This is a genomic window from Ensifer sp. (assembly GCF_031989085.1).
Taxonomy (GTDB): domain Bacteria; phylum Pseudomonadota; class Alphaproteobacteria; order Rhizobiales; family Rhizobiaceae; genus Ensifer.
The window spans coordinates 132,132-147,767 of record NZ_DALZXU010000008.1 but is presented as its reverse complement, the minus strand read 5'-3'; the positions used below and the strand labels follow the sequence as shown (position 1 = coordinate 147,767).

The following is a 15,636-nucleotide window of genomic DNA, read 5'->3' as shown; positions in this document are numbered from 1 at the left end:
CCATCTGAAAAATTGCAATTATGAATTAGATCGATAGATCCTACCTATGGTTCGGGTTCGTGAGCCGGCTCGCGAGGAGATCACCGCTTCTGGTCAGGATCGGATAGGCGACGGTGACCAGGAGCGAATTGATCTCCTTCAGCCCGCGGGCGATTTCGATGTGCATCCCGCTCGTCTCGATGCTTTCCGCCGTGCCCGATTGAAGGCGCCTCAGATGCCGGTCGTGGGTGTGGCGCGCCATTTTCCGCATTTTCTCCTTTTCGAGCACGAGTTGACGTGCCGAAGGCAGGTCCTGGGAGATGAGGACGTTCAGCGAAAGGTGCATGTTCTCGACGACCTGGGCATGAAGCTCGAGCAGTTCGGACCAACCTTCGCTCGAAAAGCGACAACTCTTTTCGGTGCGCTCTTCGGCAAGAACGAGAAGGGTCTTGGCGACGATGTCGCCGGCATGCTCGAGGTTGATGGCGAAATCTGTCAGTTCGATACTGCGCGACGCTTCGTCTGTCGTCATGATGCCCCGGTTGACCTCGGCAAGATAGAGCTTGATGTCCCGATGAGCCTGATTGACCGCGTTGTCGATCTCGCGAATGCGGGTGATCTCCGCCCGACTGCCGGCTTGCAGGAGATCCATGACAGGCCGCACCATCACTTCGACGAACTCTCCCATGCGCAGCAGTTCCCGGGTCGCGCTGGCGAGCGCAAGTCTTGGCGTGGCGATGACGGAGCGGTCGAGGGCGGTGACGCGGTTTTGCCGAGGGTCATCGCCGGGGCTCGCTTCCAAGTTCGCTAGTAGGTGCCCCGTCAGGCGGGTCATCGCCGCAATGAAAGGCAATCCGGCAAGCACGAGAGCGGCATTGAAAAGCAGGTGGAAATTCACCAACGCGTCCGCCGGCCCGAGACCGAGTGCTGTGATCGGCAGGGCCGTCGTTTCCATCAAAGCGAGGGTGGCGAGCGAGGCGACGGTGCGGAAGATGAGGTTGCCGAGCGGAATGCGTTGAGCGGCCGGCGACATGCCGCGCGATAACCAGAAGGCGATCAGGCCGCCGCCTAGATTGGCGCCGAGCACCAGCGGGACGGCGGCTTCCAGGGGCACCAGGTCCTGCGCGGCAAAGGTCGCGACCATGAGGATCGCGGCCACGCTGGAATGGATAAGCCACGTGAAGAGCGCGCCGAGCAGGAACGCCGTCAAGAAGTCCTCGGCAAGGTAGCCGGCGAGTGACGGCAACATGGCCCCGTCGCGCAGTGGCGCCGTTGCCGTCCCGATCAGTCGCAGCGACAGAAGCACGAAGCCGACGCCGAGTACCATGCGACCGATCTCGCGCGTCTTTCGGGCGGAGAATTTGAGGTGCAGAATCCCACCCACGAGGAGAAGGACCGGGACGAGCCAACCGAGATCGAACGACAGCACCCGCACGACCAGCGCGGATCCGAGATCGGCGCCCAGCACAAGGGCAAGGCCGGTCGACACGGGAAGAATGCCGTTGGCGGTGAAGCCGCAGGCGAGCATGGCGACGGCGGTGGAGCTTTGCAGCAGGATGGCTATGGCGGCTCCGCCGGCCGCAGCCCTGCCGTGACCCTGCCTTGCCGCGGCCAGCATGGTTCGCAGGTCGGCGCCATAGGCATTCTCTACCCCGCTTCGCACCATCTGAACGGCGAAGAGCAGCAGCATGGTGGCACCAGCCAGGTGCAGCAATATGACGGAGAGATGCATCGGTTCCTGTCCTGTCTGTTGAACACGGGACAATCGGCCGACGCCGACATATTCGTCAATTCTAAAGTTTCAATCGAACCTATAGGGAAAATCTATGGTTCGAGCTATCTTACTACTCCAGCACTGTCTTCATGAAGGCTTCGATCTTCGGCGAGCCCCGCCGTTCCATCAGGCAGCAGAGTCGATATTCGGTCTGCACCTTGGCGTCCGAGAAGCGGATCGTCCCAAGGCGGGGATGGGCGACGAACTCGAAATCGGCGACCACGCCGATACCGAGACCGCGCTCGACAGCCTTCCAGACGCCTTCGCGACTGCCGATCTCGAGACGCGGCCTGATCGGCACGTCAAACTCCACGGCCGCTTGCTCCAGCGCCCGACGTGTCGTCGATCCCAGTTCACGCAGGATCAAAGGCTGATCTGCGAGCTCGGTGATGGAGACTTCTTCGCGCCCGTACCAGGGGTGATCGACATTGACGAAAACAACGACGTCGTGCGTGCTGAAGGGCACGGACGAGATCCGCGGATCCTCGACCGCGTGGGCGAGGATTGCAACGTCGGATTCGAGGTCCAGGATCCGTTGCAGGGTCTGGTCGGAATTGCCAAGCAGCATGCTGACCTTGATCGACGGGTACTTGGCGAGGAAGCGCGCGACCATCTCTGTCGCGTGGAACGGACCGACGGCCGCAAGCCGCAGTTGGCCGGTCTCCAGCCGGCCACTGCTGAGCAGAAGCTCCTCGGCTTCCTCATGCAGCGTCATGATGCGTTTCGTCACGTCGAACAGGGCCGCGCCGGTCTCCGAGAGTTCCACCCGCCGCCCACGGCGCACGACAAGCTCGACGCCATAACGGTCTTCGAGCTCTTTGACCTGGGTGGTGACTGTCGGCTGACTGATGTTGAGGGCATCGGCGGCCGCGGTAAAACCGCGGTTGTCGGCGACGGCGTGAAAGGAGCGGAGGTGCGTAAATACTATAGCCATAGTCTATGATAATCCGCAAAGATTTGTATTAGTCAATGGATCGCGGCTTCGTCACAGTGTCCCTGCCAATCAATTTGCAGAACAGGAAGTCGTCCGTGTGGTCTTATCGAAACCCCGTTGATGTCCGTTTTGGTCCCGGCAGCTTTACGCGCCTTGCCGATGCCATTGCCGGCCGTACCTATGCCCTGGTCACCTATGGAGATGCCTTTTTCCGCGGGCTCGCATTGCGCCTTGAACAGGAGGCCGGCGCGCCATTGCTCGTCATCGACGATATCGCCCCTAACCCGGACATCGCTCTTCTTGAGATCCAGACTGCCCGGTTTGCGGCCTTACCGCGCCAACCTGAAGTGATCGTTGCGCTCGGTGGTGGCTCCGTCATCGACTCGGCGAAGGTGTTTGCCGCTGCCCGGGGCGATTTCACTGCCATGGACGCCTATTTGAAGAAGCGTGCCGGCGCGGAAACCCTTGCTCCCTGGCCGCTGATCGCCGTGCCGACAACGGCGGGCACCGGCAGCGAGGTCACCTGCTGGGGCACGGTCTGGGACAATGCCGGCGGCCTGAAATACTCGCTCGCCCATCCCGGTCTCTATCCCGAATACTCGATCGTCGATCCTGAACTCATGGTCGGCAAACCGCGGGACCTGACGATCCAGACCGGTCTCGATGCGCTCTCGCATTCACTCGAAAGCCTCTGGAACCAAAGCGCCAATCCGGTCTCGATGGCCCATGCCATAGCCGCTGCCCGTGGCGTTCTCTCGACGTTGCCGCAGCTTGTGGACGATCTGGCGAATGTCGAATTGCGCGGCCGCATGGCGCGCGCCGCCACGCTTGCTGGCTTTGCCTTCTCCAATACCAAGACCGCGATCGCCCATTCGCTGTCCTATCCCATCACGCTGCGCCATGGCGTACCGCATGGCATCGCCTGCTCCTTCTCGCTTCCGATGATCATTCGCAGCGTCGCTGCGGAAGGCGGGATCTGCGCAGAGGGCCTGCAGGCGATCTTCGGTAGCAATGGTCGCGCGGCGGCCGACGAGATGCAGGCCTTCCTGGCCGGTCTCGGCGTTGCGACCGACTATCGCCACTACGGTATAGACGACGTGGAGTGGCGCGACCTGATCGCGCTCGCCTTCGATGGCGAGCGGGGACAGAACTTCATCGGCAAGCGGGAGGTGCTTCTGGCGATCGCCGATGATGGAGCGAGGAAGCAGATGGCAATGGCATGATCGACTTCTAACCGCCGCGAGCGGGAGGCTCCGGCGGATCAATTTCATTTGTTTTGGGAGGAATGAATGACCAATTTGAAACGCACTGTCGCGGGCCTGGCAACCCTGGGTGCCGCGATTGCCTACACGACGTCCGGAGCGCTCGCCGAGGAGTGCAAGAACCCCGATGCGCTGGTCTTTTCCATCATTCCGACGGAGGAAACGACCCAGGAACTGGATATCTACAAGCCGCTCCTTGACAAACTGAAGGAAAAGACCGGCAAACCGGTCGAGTTCTTCATGCCCACATCCTACGCCTCGGTCATCGAGGGCATGGTCAACGGGTGGGTCCAGATCGGCGTTCACGGGCCCAACTCCTACGTGCTTGCCAAGGAAAAGGATCCGACACTCGAGGTCTTCGCCACCTACACCAAGACCAAGGGTCACTTCCAGGAGGAGGGCCCAGGCTATCGTGCCGTGCTCGTCGTCAAGGCGGATTCGAAATTCGACAGCATCGACGCCCTCAAGGGATCCGTCGTCGGTCTTGCCGATCCGGCCAGCACGTCGGGGAACCTGTTGCCGCGCATGGTGTTCGGCGAGAAGATCGGCACGGGTCCGGAATTGGAGAAGTACTTCTCCAAGGTCGTCTATACCGGTGGGCATGACCAGTCGGCGCTGGCCGTCAAGGAAGGCCGCGTCGACGACGCCTTCGTTGCCACCCACCGTCTCGACAACGTCATCGACCGGGGGCTCGCCAAAAAGGAGGATTTCCGGGTGCTCTGGCAGTCGGACATCATCCCCCAGGACCCGATGGTCTATCGCGGCGATCTCTGTGAGCCGCTGAAGGCTTCCATTCGCGAAGCGTTCCTGACGCTGCACGAGGATCCTGCTGCAAAGCCGCTCTTCGACGGTATTAGCTCGACGAAGTTCGTCGCCATGAACGACGGCGACTACGACATCATCCGCAAGCTGGTGGCAGCGGAAAAGGCGGCGAGCCAGTGAGACACGAAAAGGACATCGTCGAGAGCCGCGCATCGCGCGGCTCCATGGCTGACGGGGTGGCCTCCATGTCGATCCTGCAGGTGCGCAATCTGAAAGTCAGCTACGCGGCCAGCGGCCCGCAGATCCTCAAGGGGATCGATTTTGCAGTCGATGGCGGCGATTTCTGCGCCGTCATCGGGCCGAGCGGTGCCGGCAAGTCGACTCTGATCCGCTGTATCAATCGGCTTGTCGAGCCGACGGAGGGCGACATCTTCCTGTTCGGCCAGTCGGTTCGGCCGTTGCGAGGATCAGAGCTTCGCCGCCTGCGCCGGCGCATCGGCATGATCTTCCAGGAGTTCAATCTCGTGAACCGGATGTCGGTTATGGACAACGTTCTGTCCGGCCGGCTTGGCTACACCGGCCCCGTCCGCAGCTTCTTCAAGGCATTCCCGCGCGAAGATATCGATCGGGCGTTGCGCCTGCTTGAACGGGTCGGGCTACAGGATCATGTCGACAAGCGCGCGGATGCCCTCTCGGGCGGCCAGCGGCAGCGGGTCGGCATTGCCCGCGCGCTGATGCAGAGGCCGGAAATCCTGCTGCTCGACGAGCCGACCTCGGCTCTCGACCCGAAAATATCGCGCGATGTGATGCGGCTCATCCGTGAACTGGCGACGGAGTTCAAGATCCCGGTCCTCTGCAACATCCACGACGTCCAACTGGCGCTCGAAAGCTGCAACCGCATCATCGGCATGCAGGACGGCTACAAGAAGTTCGACGGGCCGTCCGACGGGATGCGCAAGCAGGACCTCGACGAGATCTACGCCATGGAGGTGCTGTGATGAGCATGGCGGCAACCTCGCCGAGGGAGTACGGTTTCGAAGCCTGGCTTGCCCACAAGCGCAGCCGCCGCGCGAAGAACTGGCTGATCGCGGCGGTGGGCACCGCGGTTCTCTTATGGTGCTTCTGGGACACCATCATGTTCGATACGGATTGGGCGCGCATGGGCGGCGCACTCGGTATCGCCGGTACGCTGGAACGCTTCCTATGGATCGACTGGTCGCTCGCGCCGAAACTTGTGGTGCCGGCGCTCGAAACCCTGATGATGGCGACGCTCGGAACGATCCTCGGCTGCGTGCTGTCCTTGCCCGTCGCCTGGTTCGGAGCGACAAACGTCACGCCGAGCCGGTTCATCCTCTATCCGTTCGGGCGCTTGCTGATGGTGTTGTCCCGTTCGATCCACGAGATCATCTGGGCGCTTTTGTTCGTCGGCGCAGTCGGCCTCGGGGCCTTGCCCGGTATTCTCGCCGTCGCGATGCGCTCCATCGGGTTCATCTCGAAGATAACGGCAGAAGCGATCGAGAACATCGACCCGAAGCCGGTCGAAGCGATCAGGGCGGTCGGCGGCAACCAGTTCCAGGTGATGTACTACGGAATCGTGCCGCAGATCCTGCCTGTGATCATCGGTACCATCATCTTCGAATGGGACATCAACATCCGCCGCTCCGCGATCATGGGGCTGGTCGGTGCGGGTGGCCTGGGTCTTGTCTTCTTCCGCCAGATGGCGATGTTCAATTATGGGGGCGTGACGCTCGTGATCCTTTCGGTCCTCGCACTCATCGCGCTTGGCGAGGTGGTTTCTCATTTCGCCCGCAAGGCGGTCATCTAGGGAGGCGGCAATGGCCATCGCATCTGCACAATCCATCCCCGCCAACGGGCGCCGCTGGTCGCGCTACCGCCACCCAGAATCGACGATCCGCTTTGCCGTTCTGCTCGCGGTTCTGACGTTCCTGGCGTGGTCCGTGGCCTTCCTCAACATCGACCTGGCGCGTCTGCTCGGTGCCTTTCCGCGGTTGGCGGAGATCCTTGCGACCCGCTATTTCCCACCGGACATGGACTACATCTCCGATGCGGAATTCATTCGATCGGTTATCCGTACGCTTGAAATGTCGCTGCTTGGCGGGTTCTTTGGCGTCGTCTTTTCCATGCCGCTTGCCTGGCTTGCGGCACGCAACATCACCGTCGGCCGCCGGATCGCCTATCCTTTCGGACGCTTCGCGATCATGGGTAGCCGCTCCATCCACGAGACGATCTGGACCATTCTTTTCGTTTCGATCCTCGGCTTCGGCATGTTGGCGGGGACGCTGGCGCTCACTGTGTTCTGTGTCGGTTTTGCCGGAAAGCTCTTCTCCGATGAACTTGAGGCCATCGACATGGGGCCGGTCGATGCCATGCGCTCCGTCGGCGCCAGTCCGTTGCAAGTGTTTCAATACGCGGTTCTGCCGCAAGTTCGGGTCGCCTTCACCGGCATCGCCATCTACACTTGGGACGTGGCCTTCCGCGCGGCGACCGTCGTCGGCTTCTTCGGCGGTGGCGGCATGGGCTGGTATCTGAAACGAACCACGCAGCAACTCGAATCGACCCGCGTCGCTGCAATCCTGCTGGTCGTCATCGGCCTCGTGCTCATCGCCGAAATCGGCTCTGGCTGGCTGCGGCGGCGGATAGCCAGGATGCGGTGAATGTGATCGCGGGAACGACTGATTGTGTTCTCTCGCACGAGCTAACGCAGTGGCTTGTTTGCTCACTTACGCAAAGCAGGCAGTCGAGCATTGCGCGCATAATGTATCGGCTGGAACCGCTGAAGCAGACCGCGGCGACTAGCCGCGGGCCTTTGACATTCAAAAGAGTTGGCGGTTGCAAATGGCTTGCAGATCAGCGCGGCAGCGCGTCCGCGGGTTCGACGACCAGGCCGTTTGCAGCTCTGTTCGTCGTGTGAAGGCGCCTCGAAATCGGTCTGCGGTTTTGGGCGCAAGTTCGAGCTTTTGGAGTTCGGCAAGCATCGGAGAAGCGCGGCAGGTCTCTCGCGCGCAACAGGTCGCGCAGAAAATCCGCGGCTAGCCGATCGATGATGCGGCTGCGCTGATCTCAGCTTGATACGATCAATGCATACCCACTGTCGTCCAATCGCCATTGCGAATGCCTAAGTGTGTCTGCCAAAGGCGACGTAAAGCGTCGCCCTTACCGTGAAATCGTTCAGAGACGAGAGAACAAGACTGAACTCGGTCGGTCCGGAAACGACGGAACGCGCTTCTCAACTCGCACCATCCAACGATCATGTGGGCTTCGACGTCGTACGCTAGCGCTATGGGCATAATCAGTCTGCACGTTGCCTCACCTGCGGCATCCGAATAATTGAGGAACAGCTTTCGCTCCTCTCGAATGGCCTGCCGGATCATGGCCACATCCAAACCTTTGACCGGTGATGGACCGGGCGGTGTCGCGTAAAGGCTGTCGGTAACGAGCGGACCAGAAACAGCCTTTGGGATGACGTCCTTAATCTTCTCCAAAATCGTTCCAGCTGCGACGTTCAAGCCCACGTCACCCGTCCGTTGCAGGAGGCACAGAGCAACGACCAGGGCTTCAACCTCGTCGATAGTAAACATGAGCGGCGGCAAGTCGAATCCCGGCTCGATCATGTAGCCGACGCCCGCTTCGCCTCTAATCGGCACGCCCATCGCCTGAAGCGATACAACATCGCGGTAGATCGTCCGCTTGCAGACTTCGAGTTGCTCCGCAAGCCCCGACGCGGTGCGCGGACGCCGTGCCCCTCGCAAGGCCTGGACAAGTTCAAAAAGGCGGCTCGTTCTTCTCATTTCAGACCCCCAAACAAATTTCACATGGGACTGCTGACAGGGTCATGTCAGCAGTCAGCGCGTATCTAATGTCTGCTCGTTTCAGCGTGGAGAATTGCTGGTGATCGCAAATTGTCACAGCCGCCATCACATCATCAAGGCGGACCAGTTCAACCCGCTCACCCGCGTTGTAGACGGCGAATGTGACCTCTTCTCCGGAAACGTGGCCGCGATCCTGGGCTTTTTTCTCGGGCTCCGTGCCCTCCGCACCATGCAACTAGACCCCTCTGAAAGGAATAAGAATGACCGTCGTGCCCGCTCGACCTGCCGGTTCGAACACCGTCAATCCGTTCATCATGACTGACGATGCAAGTGCGCTGATCGCGTTCGTCACCGAAGTCTTTGGCGCCGTCAATGTGCCCGAGGCGCGTACCGTCGATTCCGACGGACTGATCCTGCACTCCGAGCTGCTCATCGGCGACTCGATGATTACGATTTCAGACCGCAAACCCGACTGGCCCTTCACGCCTGCATTCACTCGGGTCTATGTCGACGACGTCCCCGCGACCCTCGCACGGGCCGAGCAACTGGGTGCCCGCATCGTTACGCGGCCGACAGAGTTCTTCGGGGACGTCTTCTCGCGTTTCCAAGATCCTCAGGGCAACCTGTGGTGGGTCTACCGTCATAATCCCCCGACGGACACGCAAGACTGGGGACAGCTGGATGCGGCAGCGGCAGCGGACAACAGCTGGGAGTCGTTCACAAGCCCCGAACTGGAATACATCCGCTCAACCCTCGTCGATGCGATGGCAGCACTCAAGGACCCACGGGCGTCTTCTACGTCGTAGCCCCTATACATCGCACTAGCCAGACACCACCCATAGGACACCGATCATGCGCATTCTCGTGACCGGAGCAACCGGCAACGTCGGACGACACCTCGTCACCCAGCTCCATGAAGCGGGCACGAGGTCCGTGCCCTCACCCGCAACCCCGCAAACGCCGGGTTCCCACCCCGAGCCGAAGCGGTCGCAAGCGACCTGAGTGACACCGGCACGCTCGAAGGCGCTTTCCGCGACGTTGACGCCGTCCACCTGATTACCTTCGGAGGGGAGGTTACAACGAACTCACAAATGGTGCCGAAATCGTGGCCCTCGCCGAACGCACCGGCGTTCGGCGCTCGACCGTGCTGGGCGGCTGGTCCCCAACGAGTATCGAACGCGCGCTTACGTCCAGCGACCTCGCCTGGACCATCCTGCGGCCCAAGGAGTTCATGAGTAACGCCCTGGAATGGGCGAACGAGATCCGCACCAGCCGCTCGGTGTCCATGCTTGCCTCCTACCGCAGTGCCGTCATCCACGAAGCCGATATCGCCAGTGTTGCTGTCTGTGCGCTGACCGAAGACGGACACGGCGGAAGGAGCTACCAGCTGACGGGGCAGGAAGCGTTGACACCCGAGGAACGAACCCGAATTCTCGCAGAAGCCACCGGCCTGGACATAAGTTTTGTGAAGCTTACCCAAGACCGCGAACGCGAAAAGCTGCGCAGCTACGGTTACAACGACGACTATGTGGAGTTCGGCCTCCAGCTCGCGATCAACCCGCCCGACGAGGCCGGCGTCGTGCTGCCTGCCGTCGAGACTGTCACGGGGTTTCCCGCGCGTACCTTCGCCCTCTGGGCTCAGGAGAACGCCGAACAATTCCGCGCCGCACACTGATGCATCCGCTTAGTGATCACGGAGTGTGACCGATGTTGCAGGTAAGCGAGCGGCACCCCCTCCCTCGGGAGCCGCACCTGAATTGGCCCGTTCGTTGCGGACACCCGCAAAATGCATCGGCCCGAGAACCCCAAAGCATATGACTGCGTCAAGGCAACCAGCCGCCTCGCCATCGACGAGGCCCATCACGGATGGCGGGTGAGCATTGGTGCCCGACGCAGGTTTGCGCCTGCTCAATGCCGCAGAAATCTCCGGCATCCGTGTCGGCTCAGATGGAAAAGGCTATATGATTGGGTTCGACCGCCAACCACCTACGACAGCGGGAAAAAGGCCTGTGCGCTGCAGTTGCTTGGCACCAGCTAATTATGACTTTGTCGGCGGCAGCACTAGCTTCTCGTTGACAGGTCCCTCCTGGCGGAGAAAGCTGGATCGAACGGATCTTTCCATCCAGGGCAGCGGTTAAGGCGAAATAGAGCGTCTCGAATCGAGGGCCGGCCTTGTCCCATCAAGGCCTCGCCACAGATGCCCGCCGGCGAGAGGTCGTCATTTTTTTCGGTGTCGTACCCGCGGCTGCAAGGCTTGGATCGAGCGTGAACAATTCCTTGGCTTTTCCAACGCCTTTCAACGCAAATCGCCCGACGGAAACGAGCTTGTCTCGTTCCTCCCCCAGCAGGAGGTCGGCGAATTCCGAGGAGCAGAGCATGTTACGCCCTGTGGAATGGCACATATCGCTGATGCGGCTTACTTCGTTGACTGCCTGGCCAACCACAGTGAAATCGAGCCGGTCGGGTGTGCCGATGTTGCCGTAGAACACATCGCCCGCATGCAGACCGAGATGGATGTCGGCGACAGGCAGGCCCTCTGTTTTACGGCGGCGTGCAAGCTGGCCGAGCCGCAGCCGTAGATCGTGCTCCGCGTCAACGGCCGCTCGGCACGCATGTTCCGGCCGGGAACTCGTAAACATCGCCAGCACGCCGTCTCCGATCAGCTTCAGGACATCACCGCCGGCCGACTTGACCGCCCCAATCACCGCCTCTGCATAGTCGTTGATCAGAGGGATCAGCTGATCGGCCTGCACGGACTCGGAGAGATGGGTGTAGCCGGTGATGTCCGAATACCAGAGCACGGCCCGGATACGCCTCACAGCATCATGTCGAATCGCGCCGCTGAGCACACGCCGGCCGGCATCGCGGCCGAGATAGGCTTCGGCGAGCGTCTTCGTCAGCCGGGTTTGCGCAGCGGACCTGATGGCGAGGCCGAGGTGCGGCGTAAGTTGCGCCAGGCAAGCCACATCAACGTCGCTGAATCCCCCCGGCCGAGCCGTGGTGAAACGCGCATAGAATGCATCGACATCTTCGACGCGGACTGCCTGCCGCGTACGGTAGACGAAAGCCAGATAGTCAGTTTGACCAGCGTCGCACAGTTCCTGGATCGCTGAATAGCCGTGGGTTTCGCCGTGCTCCAGCCGGCAGCGCAGCGAGGTCTCGCGCCGGCGCAGCATCTGCAGGAAGGGGCTACGCGACCACTGCGCCGTACCTTCCGGATCACGACTGCCGACATACTCTTCTTCGCGGAAAGGGTTTTCGGGCCCCTCGTCCCAAAAATACGCGCGCGCCTCATACATCGGATGCAGCGTGTCGATCATCACGAAGACTTTGCCGAGCGGCAGTCCAGCCTCGACGCATCGTTCGCAGAATGCCCGCGTCAACGAGGCCTCGTCTCGAATCCCCAGCAGGCCGGCCTCAGCCAACCAAGCGGCGATCTTGTTGCAATCACGGGTATCCATGACCCGATCATAGCTGCATCGCCCGCAGGTAAGAAGTCGAATTGCGCTGCTGGGCCGAGGCCAAATTTAGCTCTACGCCGAGATGGGGGCGCAAAGTTGTCGTTTACAGATCTAAGCGTGGACGCGCTTACGGGCCGGACAGAACTGTGCTTCCTAGAGCCCTGCAAGCCTTGTTGCTGTGATGTGCACTTTTCGAGCCAAAATAATCGCATAATGTATCGTCAGGAATTTCCGATAGAGCCAATCAACTTTTCGGCTTCGGACCCGGGCGCATAAGTTAATGATCCCAAATAAACGTATGCGCCTCCTGGTACACTTATGAGCAGTTGGTTGAAGCCCAGTCGAGCCTGGGCTTCATGTTGCTTAAGCTAGTTCTTGGCGGCGACGACCACGACTTCGATGAGTCTCTTCGGATCGCCAAGATCGGCGACGCCGATGGTTGCGCGTGACGGTAGGTCGTCCTCGTCGAGCCATTCGAGCCAGGCTTCGTTCATCTCTTCCTTCTTCGACATATCGCTGATGTAGATCCGGGCGGATACGAGCTGGGTCTTGTCGGAGCCGCATTCGGCCAGCACGCCGTCTAACTTGGCGCAGACCTGCTGCGTCTGTTCCTTCATGCCGACGGAGATGTCGGTGGCTGCGTGGCCTCCGACAAAGATCAAGCCGTTGTGTTCGACAGCCGCATGCATGATGCGATGTTTCCGGTAACGCGTTACCATGATTGTTCCTTTTCCATTTGTGTTGAGTTCAATGCCGGCCGGCGATTTAAGCCGGGGCGTAGGGCGTGAGATCGATGTCGAGCGGAGCGCCCGTCAGCAGTTCCGCGAGTTGCTTTCCGGCGAAGGGGCCGATGGTGAGGCCGGCGGCGCCGAGGCCGTTGCCGACCGTCAAACCCGAGAGACCGGAAACTCTGCCCAGAATGGGCTTCATGCTGCTTGACGCCGGGCGAAAGCCGATGCGGGTTTCTATGTGTGTCGCGGTCGCAAGCCCCGGGGCGATCGCCAGTCCCGCGTTCAGGACTTCGGCTTCGCCACCCACGGTCACGCGATAGTCGAAACCGGAATTGTCCTCGCGGGTCGCGCCGATCACGACGCGGGAATCGTCGAATGCGAGCAGGTAGTGGCTGCCCATCGGCAGGAGAACGGGCCAGTTCGATGTTTGCACGCCGGGCAGACGAAGATGGATGATCTGGCCCTTCTGGGGTGCGACCGGATGCTGAATGCCCAATGGGTTGAAAATCTGCGACGCCCATGCACCGGCCGTGACGACGATTTCGTCCGCTTGAAGCGCGGTTCCATCGCTGGCCGTGCAGACGGGGCGTCCATCCTCCAACGCCAATGAAACGCGATCCTGTCTGACCCTCGCTCCAAGGGAGCTTGCGGCGCGCAGCATTGCGGCCGCGAGCAACCGCGCATCGACCCGCGCGGCCCCGGGGATGAAGATCGCCTCCATCCCTTCGCGCAGCGGCGGGAATTTCTCGCGGGCCGCAGCCGGGCTCAGATGTTCGACCGTACCGGCTTCTGGAACGTTGGCAACGCGCCGCGCCACGCGCTCGGCGGCCGCCTCGAACTCCTGCCTGTCCTCGGCCACGACCAGGGCGCCGACCTTGCCATATCCGAGATCTACCTCGCCGAACGACTTCAGGCCGTCGACCAGGGAGGCATAATAGGCTGCGCCGGCGGCGTACATGTCATAGAAGTCGCCGTCTTCGAGCTTGGTTGCCCACGGGCAGACGATGCCGGCGCCGGCAAGGGTTGCTTTTCCCTCATGCTGGGCGTCGACGACTTCCACGTCGACTCCCCTTTTCGCGAGGTGATAGGCGGTACTGGCGCCAAGAATGCCGGCGCCAATGATTAGCACTTTCATGTTTGCTCCAATGCAAATAGGTTGCTGGCCCGTGCGACCCGCCTAGTCGACGGTCACGCCCGAATAGCGGCTTGTTCCGAAAATGGCGGGCTGGAAGCCGTGAACGGTTTTGCTGACGGCAGTCAGCGTGTCGGCTCCGCCAAGAATGACGGCGGGGGCCTCTTCATGAAAGCGGGCCTGCGCTTTCTTATAGAGTTCGATACGTTTCTCCTTGTCCTCGATACGCCCAGCTTCGTTCATCAGGCTGATGAACTCGCTGTCGCACCAGGCACCCACGTTGGAGGGGCTTGGCTTGCCGTCGGAGTCGCAGATGAAGTAGTTGTTCGGGATCTGGCTCGGGTCCGGAAAATCATAGATGCCTCCGAACATGGCTACCGGAGCCTCTCCCGCTCGGGCGCGCTGGATGTACTCGCCCCATTCGAAGCTAACGACCTCGGCTTTTACCCCGATCTTCGCCCAGTCGGCCTGGATCATCTCGGCAGCGCGACGCCCGTTCGGCATGTAGGGGCGATAGACCGGAATCGCCCATATCTCCGTCGAAAAGCCGTCCGGATATCCGGCTTCCTTGAGAAGCGCCTTTGCTTTTTCGGGATCATAGGGGTGCGGCTGGAGTTCGCTGTCATGTCCCCAGAGGACCGGAGGAATAAGTGCGCCCGTGGCTATGCCCATGCCGTTGTAGACCGTATCGACGAGCGCCGGCACGTTGATGGCTTCGGCCAATGCGGTTCTTACCCGCTTGTCCCGGAACTTCTCGTCGCGGAAGTTGAAATCGATGAACCCGGTCGATGCCACCGGCGTCTGCACAAGTTCGAGCGTGTCGCTGTTCTCGATCTGGGCGCGGTCGGCAAGGTTCGGGTAAAGCGCAATCTGGCACTCGCCGGCGAGTGCGCGCTGGAGCCGCACTGGAGCATCGGCACTGATGGCCATCACCACCGCGTCGACCATGGGTGTCCGGCTCTTGTCGCCGATCGCGGCACCCCAGGTTTCTTTGAACGGCATGAGGCGAACGACAGCATCTTGCTGATAGGCCTGCAGTGCGAAAGGTCCAGTTCCGATCGGGATCCGGTCGAACGTCTCGGGCGTCCCCGCTTTCATCAAGCCATCGGCATACTCTGCCGATGTAATCGCAAGAGACTGGTGTGCCATGATGCCGATAAAAGGTGCCAACGGCTCCTTCAAGGTAAAGGCAACGGTGTAATCATCGATCTTGGCGACAGCTTCAAGGTTATCGGCGAGCTTGGTGTTGAAGGTGATGTACGTACCGTTGCTGATCTTCGCGTAAGGGTGGTCCGACTTCAGCATCCGGTCGAAGGTGAACACCACGTCATCGGCGTTAAAGTCCCGCGTCGGGGTGAACTGATCGTTGGACTGCCACTTCACGCCCTTGCGCAGCCTGAATGTGTAGGTTCGGCCGTCATCCGATATCGTCCAGCTTTCGGCAAGCGCCGGCTCGATGTCCGAACTGTTCGCCTTCACGGACACCAGATTGTCGTAGATGTTGGCCAGCACGTTCGATGTCGTTCCGCTGCTGCTCAGCTGCGGATTGAAGATTTCCGGCGATCCCTCCACACATACCGACAAGACGCCCGCATGTGCCGAAGTTGAAAGCGCCAAAGTCAGCAGGGCCGTTCCCAGAGCTATTCTCATTCTCGTTCCCTTTTTGAAGCAGATCGAACGCCCGATCCGTCGTGTTTGGTTGGTGTCAGAGAAGCGAGACGGTGATATGATTGTCAAATATCAAATTATCCGATCGTTATAACCTAAACTC

Annotated in this window: 15 protein-coding genes and 2 pseudogenes; 10 read left to right on the top strand and 7 right to left on the bottom strand. The window is 60.8% G+C overall.

What is annotated here, in order from left to right; translation table 11 throughout:
• Window positions 1-40: 40 nt before the first annotated feature.
• Both RTP54_RS25610 and RTP54_RS25605 read right to left on the bottom strand, forming a co-directional pair.
• Window positions 41-1,711 carry a Na/Pi cotransporter family protein gene (locus tag RTP54_RS25610; RefSeq protein ID WP_312366428.1) on the bottom strand — a complete coding sequence of 557 codons (1,671 nt, stop codon included), beginning with the start codon at window positions 1,709-1,711 and terminating at the stop codon, window positions 41-43.
• Window positions 1,712-1,823: 112 nt separating this feature from the next.
• Window positions 1,824-2,687: a LysR substrate-binding domain-containing protein gene (locus tag RTP54_RS25605; protein ID WP_312366427.1), complete on the bottom strand. Its 864-nt coding sequence runs from the start codon at window positions 2,685-2,687 to the stop codon at window positions 1,824-1,826.
• Window positions 2,688-2,782: 95 nt separating this feature from the next.
• On the opposite strand from RTP54_RS25605, the gene psrA reads away from it, so the two are divergent.
• From psrA to phnE (RTP54_RS25580), 5 genes are all read left to right on the top strand, one after another.
• The gene (gene psrA / locus RTP54_RS25600) at window positions 2,783-3,910 is read left to right on the top strand and encodes an iron-containing alcohol dehydrogenase PsrA (protein WP_312366425.1); all 1,128 of its coding nucleotides are present in this window, start codon (window positions 2,783-2,785) and stop codon (window positions 3,908-3,910) included.
• 66 nt (window positions 3,911-3,976) lie between these two features.
• Entirely contained in the window at window positions 3,977-4,891 is a 915-nt protein-coding gene (locus RTP54_RS25595) for a phosphate/phosphite/phosphonate ABC transporter substrate-binding protein (protein WP_312366423.1), read from the top strand.
• The gene (gene phnC / locus RTP54_RS25590) at window positions 4,888-5,709 is read left to right on the top strand and encodes a phosphonate ABC transporter ATP-binding protein (protein ID WP_312366422.1); all 822 of its coding nucleotides are present in this window, start codon (window positions 4,888-4,890) and stop codon (window positions 5,707-5,709) included. The genes RTP54_RS25595 and phnC overlap by 4 nt, the downstream gene beginning before the upstream one ends.
• A complete protein-coding gene (gene phnE, locus RTP54_RS25585; protein WP_312366421.1) occupies window positions 5,709-6,536 on the top strand; it encodes a phosphonate ABC transporter, permease protein PhnE in 828 nt (275 codons plus the stop codon). The genes phnC and phnE (RTP54_RS25585) overlap by 1 nt, the downstream gene beginning before the upstream one ends.
• Window positions 6,537-6,546: 10 nt before the next feature.
• A complete protein-coding gene (gene phnE / locus RTP54_RS25580; protein WP_312366420.1) occupies window positions 6,547-7,386 on the top strand; it encodes a phosphonate ABC transporter, permease protein PhnE in 840 nt (279 codons plus the stop codon).
• Between the two features lie 420 nt (window positions 7,387-7,806).
• Here the strand turns inward: phnE (RTP54_RS25580) and RTP54_RS25575 are convergent, their stop codons facing one another.
• Window positions 7,807-8,520, bottom strand: coding sequence for a YafY family protein (locus tag RTP54_RS25575; RefSeq protein ID WP_312366159.1), 714 nt, complete (start codon window positions 8,518-8,520; stop codon window positions 7,807-7,809).
• A gap of 281 nt (window positions 8,521-8,801) precedes the next feature.
• Here RTP54_RS25575 and RTP54_RS25570 point away from each other — a divergent pair, with 281 nt between their 5' ends.
• From RTP54_RS25570 to RTP54_RS25565, 4 genes and pseudogenes are all read left to right on the top strand, one after another.
• Window positions 8,802-9,347, top strand: coding sequence for a VOC family protein (locus RTP54_RS25570; RefSeq protein ID WP_312366419.1), 546 nt, complete (start codon window positions 8,802-8,804; stop codon window positions 9,345-9,347).
• Window positions 9,348-9,393: 46 nt separating this feature from the next.
• Window positions 9,394-9,468: pseudogene (locus tag RTP54_RS31110) on the top strand (NAD-dependent epimerase/dehydratase family protein); the annotation flags it as partial.
• A 5-nt stretch (window positions 9,469-9,473) separates the two neighbouring features.
• Window positions 9,474-9,611: pseudogene (locus RTP54_RS31105) on the top strand (NmrA/HSCARG family protein); the annotation flags it as partial.
• A gap of 35 nt (window positions 9,612-9,646) precedes the next feature.
• On the top strand, window positions 9,647-10,216 hold the full coding sequence (locus RTP54_RS25565) for a hypothetical protein (protein WP_312366418.1): 570 nt from the start codon (window positions 9,647-9,649) through the stop codon (window positions 10,214-10,216).
• A 505-nt stretch (window positions 10,217-10,721) separates the two neighbouring features.
• On the opposite strand, the gene RTP54_RS25560 is transcribed toward RTP54_RS25565, so the two are convergent.
• The 4 genes from RTP54_RS25560 to RTP54_RS25545 form a co-directional block, all read right to left on the bottom strand.
• Window positions 10,722-12,002, bottom strand: coding sequence for an adenylate/guanylate cyclase domain-containing protein (locus tag RTP54_RS25560; RefSeq protein WP_312366417.1), 1,281 nt, complete (start codon window positions 12,000-12,002; stop codon window positions 10,722-10,724).
• A 368-nt stretch (window positions 12,003-12,370) separates the two neighbouring features.
• The gene (locus tag RTP54_RS25555; protein ID WP_112805518.1) at window positions 12,371-12,721 is read right to left on the bottom strand and encodes a RidA family protein; all 351 of its coding nucleotides are present in this window, start codon (window positions 12,719-12,721) and stop codon (window positions 12,371-12,373) included.
• 46 nt (window positions 12,722-12,767) lie between these two features.
• Window positions 12,768-13,868: an FAD-dependent oxidoreductase gene (locus RTP54_RS25550; protein WP_312366415.1), complete on the bottom strand. Its 1,101-nt coding sequence runs from the start codon at window positions 13,866-13,868 to the stop codon at window positions 12,768-12,770.
• 42 nt (window positions 13,869-13,910) lie between these two features.
• Window positions 13,911-15,482 (bottom strand): ABC transporter substrate-binding protein, encoded by a 1,572-nt coding sequence (locus RTP54_RS25545; protein ID WP_312366610.1) that lies wholly within the window; start codon window positions 15,480-15,482, stop codon window positions 13,911-13,913.
• Between RTP54_RS25545 and RTP54_RS25540 the strand changes: the two genes are divergently transcribed.
• Entirely contained in the window at window positions 15,364-15,627 is a 264-nt protein-coding gene (locus RTP54_RS25540; protein WP_312366618.1) for a hypothetical protein, read from the top strand. The two genes, RTP54_RS25545 and RTP54_RS25540, sit on opposite strands and share 119 nt — an antisense overlap.
• Window positions 15,628-15,636: the final 9 nt, after the last annotated feature.

Coding starts and splice junctions, on each gene's coding strand:
- RTP54_RS25610 (WP_312366428.1), bottom strand. CDS start 1,711: ATGCATCTCTCCGTCATATTGCTGCACCTGGCTGGTGCCACCATGCTG.
- RTP54_RS25605 (WP_312366427.1), bottom strand. CDS start 2,687: ATGGCTATAGTATTTACGCACCTCCGCTCCTTTCACGCCGTCGCCGAC.
- RTP54_RS25595 (WP_312366423.1), top strand. CDS start 3,977: ATGACCAATTTGAAACGCACTGTCGCGGGCCTGGCAACCCTGGGTGCC.
- phnE (WP_312366421.1), top strand. CDS start 5,709: ATGAGCATGGCGGCAACCTCGCCGAGGGAGTACGGTTTCGAAGCCTGG.
- phnE (WP_312366420.1), top strand. CDS start 6,547: ATGGCCATCGCATCTGCACAATCCATCCCCGCCAACGGGCGCCGCTGG.
- RTP54_RS25575 (WP_312366159.1), bottom strand. CDS start 8,520: ATGAGAAGAACGAGCCGCCTTTTTGAACTTGTCCAGGCCTTGCGAGGG.
- RTP54_RS25570 (WP_312366419.1), top strand. CDS start 8,802: ATGACCGTCGTGCCCGCTCGACCTGCCGGTTCGAACACCGTCAATCCG.
- RTP54_RS25560 (WP_312366417.1), bottom strand. CDS start 12,002: ATGGATACCCGTGATTGCAACAAGATCGCCGCTTGGTTGGCTGAGGCC.
- RTP54_RS25555 (WP_112805518.1), bottom strand. CDS start 12,721: ATGGTAACGCGTTACCGGAAACATCGCATCATGCATGCGGCTGTCGAA.
- RTP54_RS25550 (WP_312366415.1), bottom strand. CDS start 13,868: ATGAAAGTGCTAATCATTGGCGCCGGCATTCTTGGCGCCAGTACCGCC.
- RTP54_RS25540 (WP_312366618.1), top strand. CDS start 15,364: ATGTTGGCCAGCACGTTCGATGTCGTTCCGCTGCTGCTCAGCTGCGGA.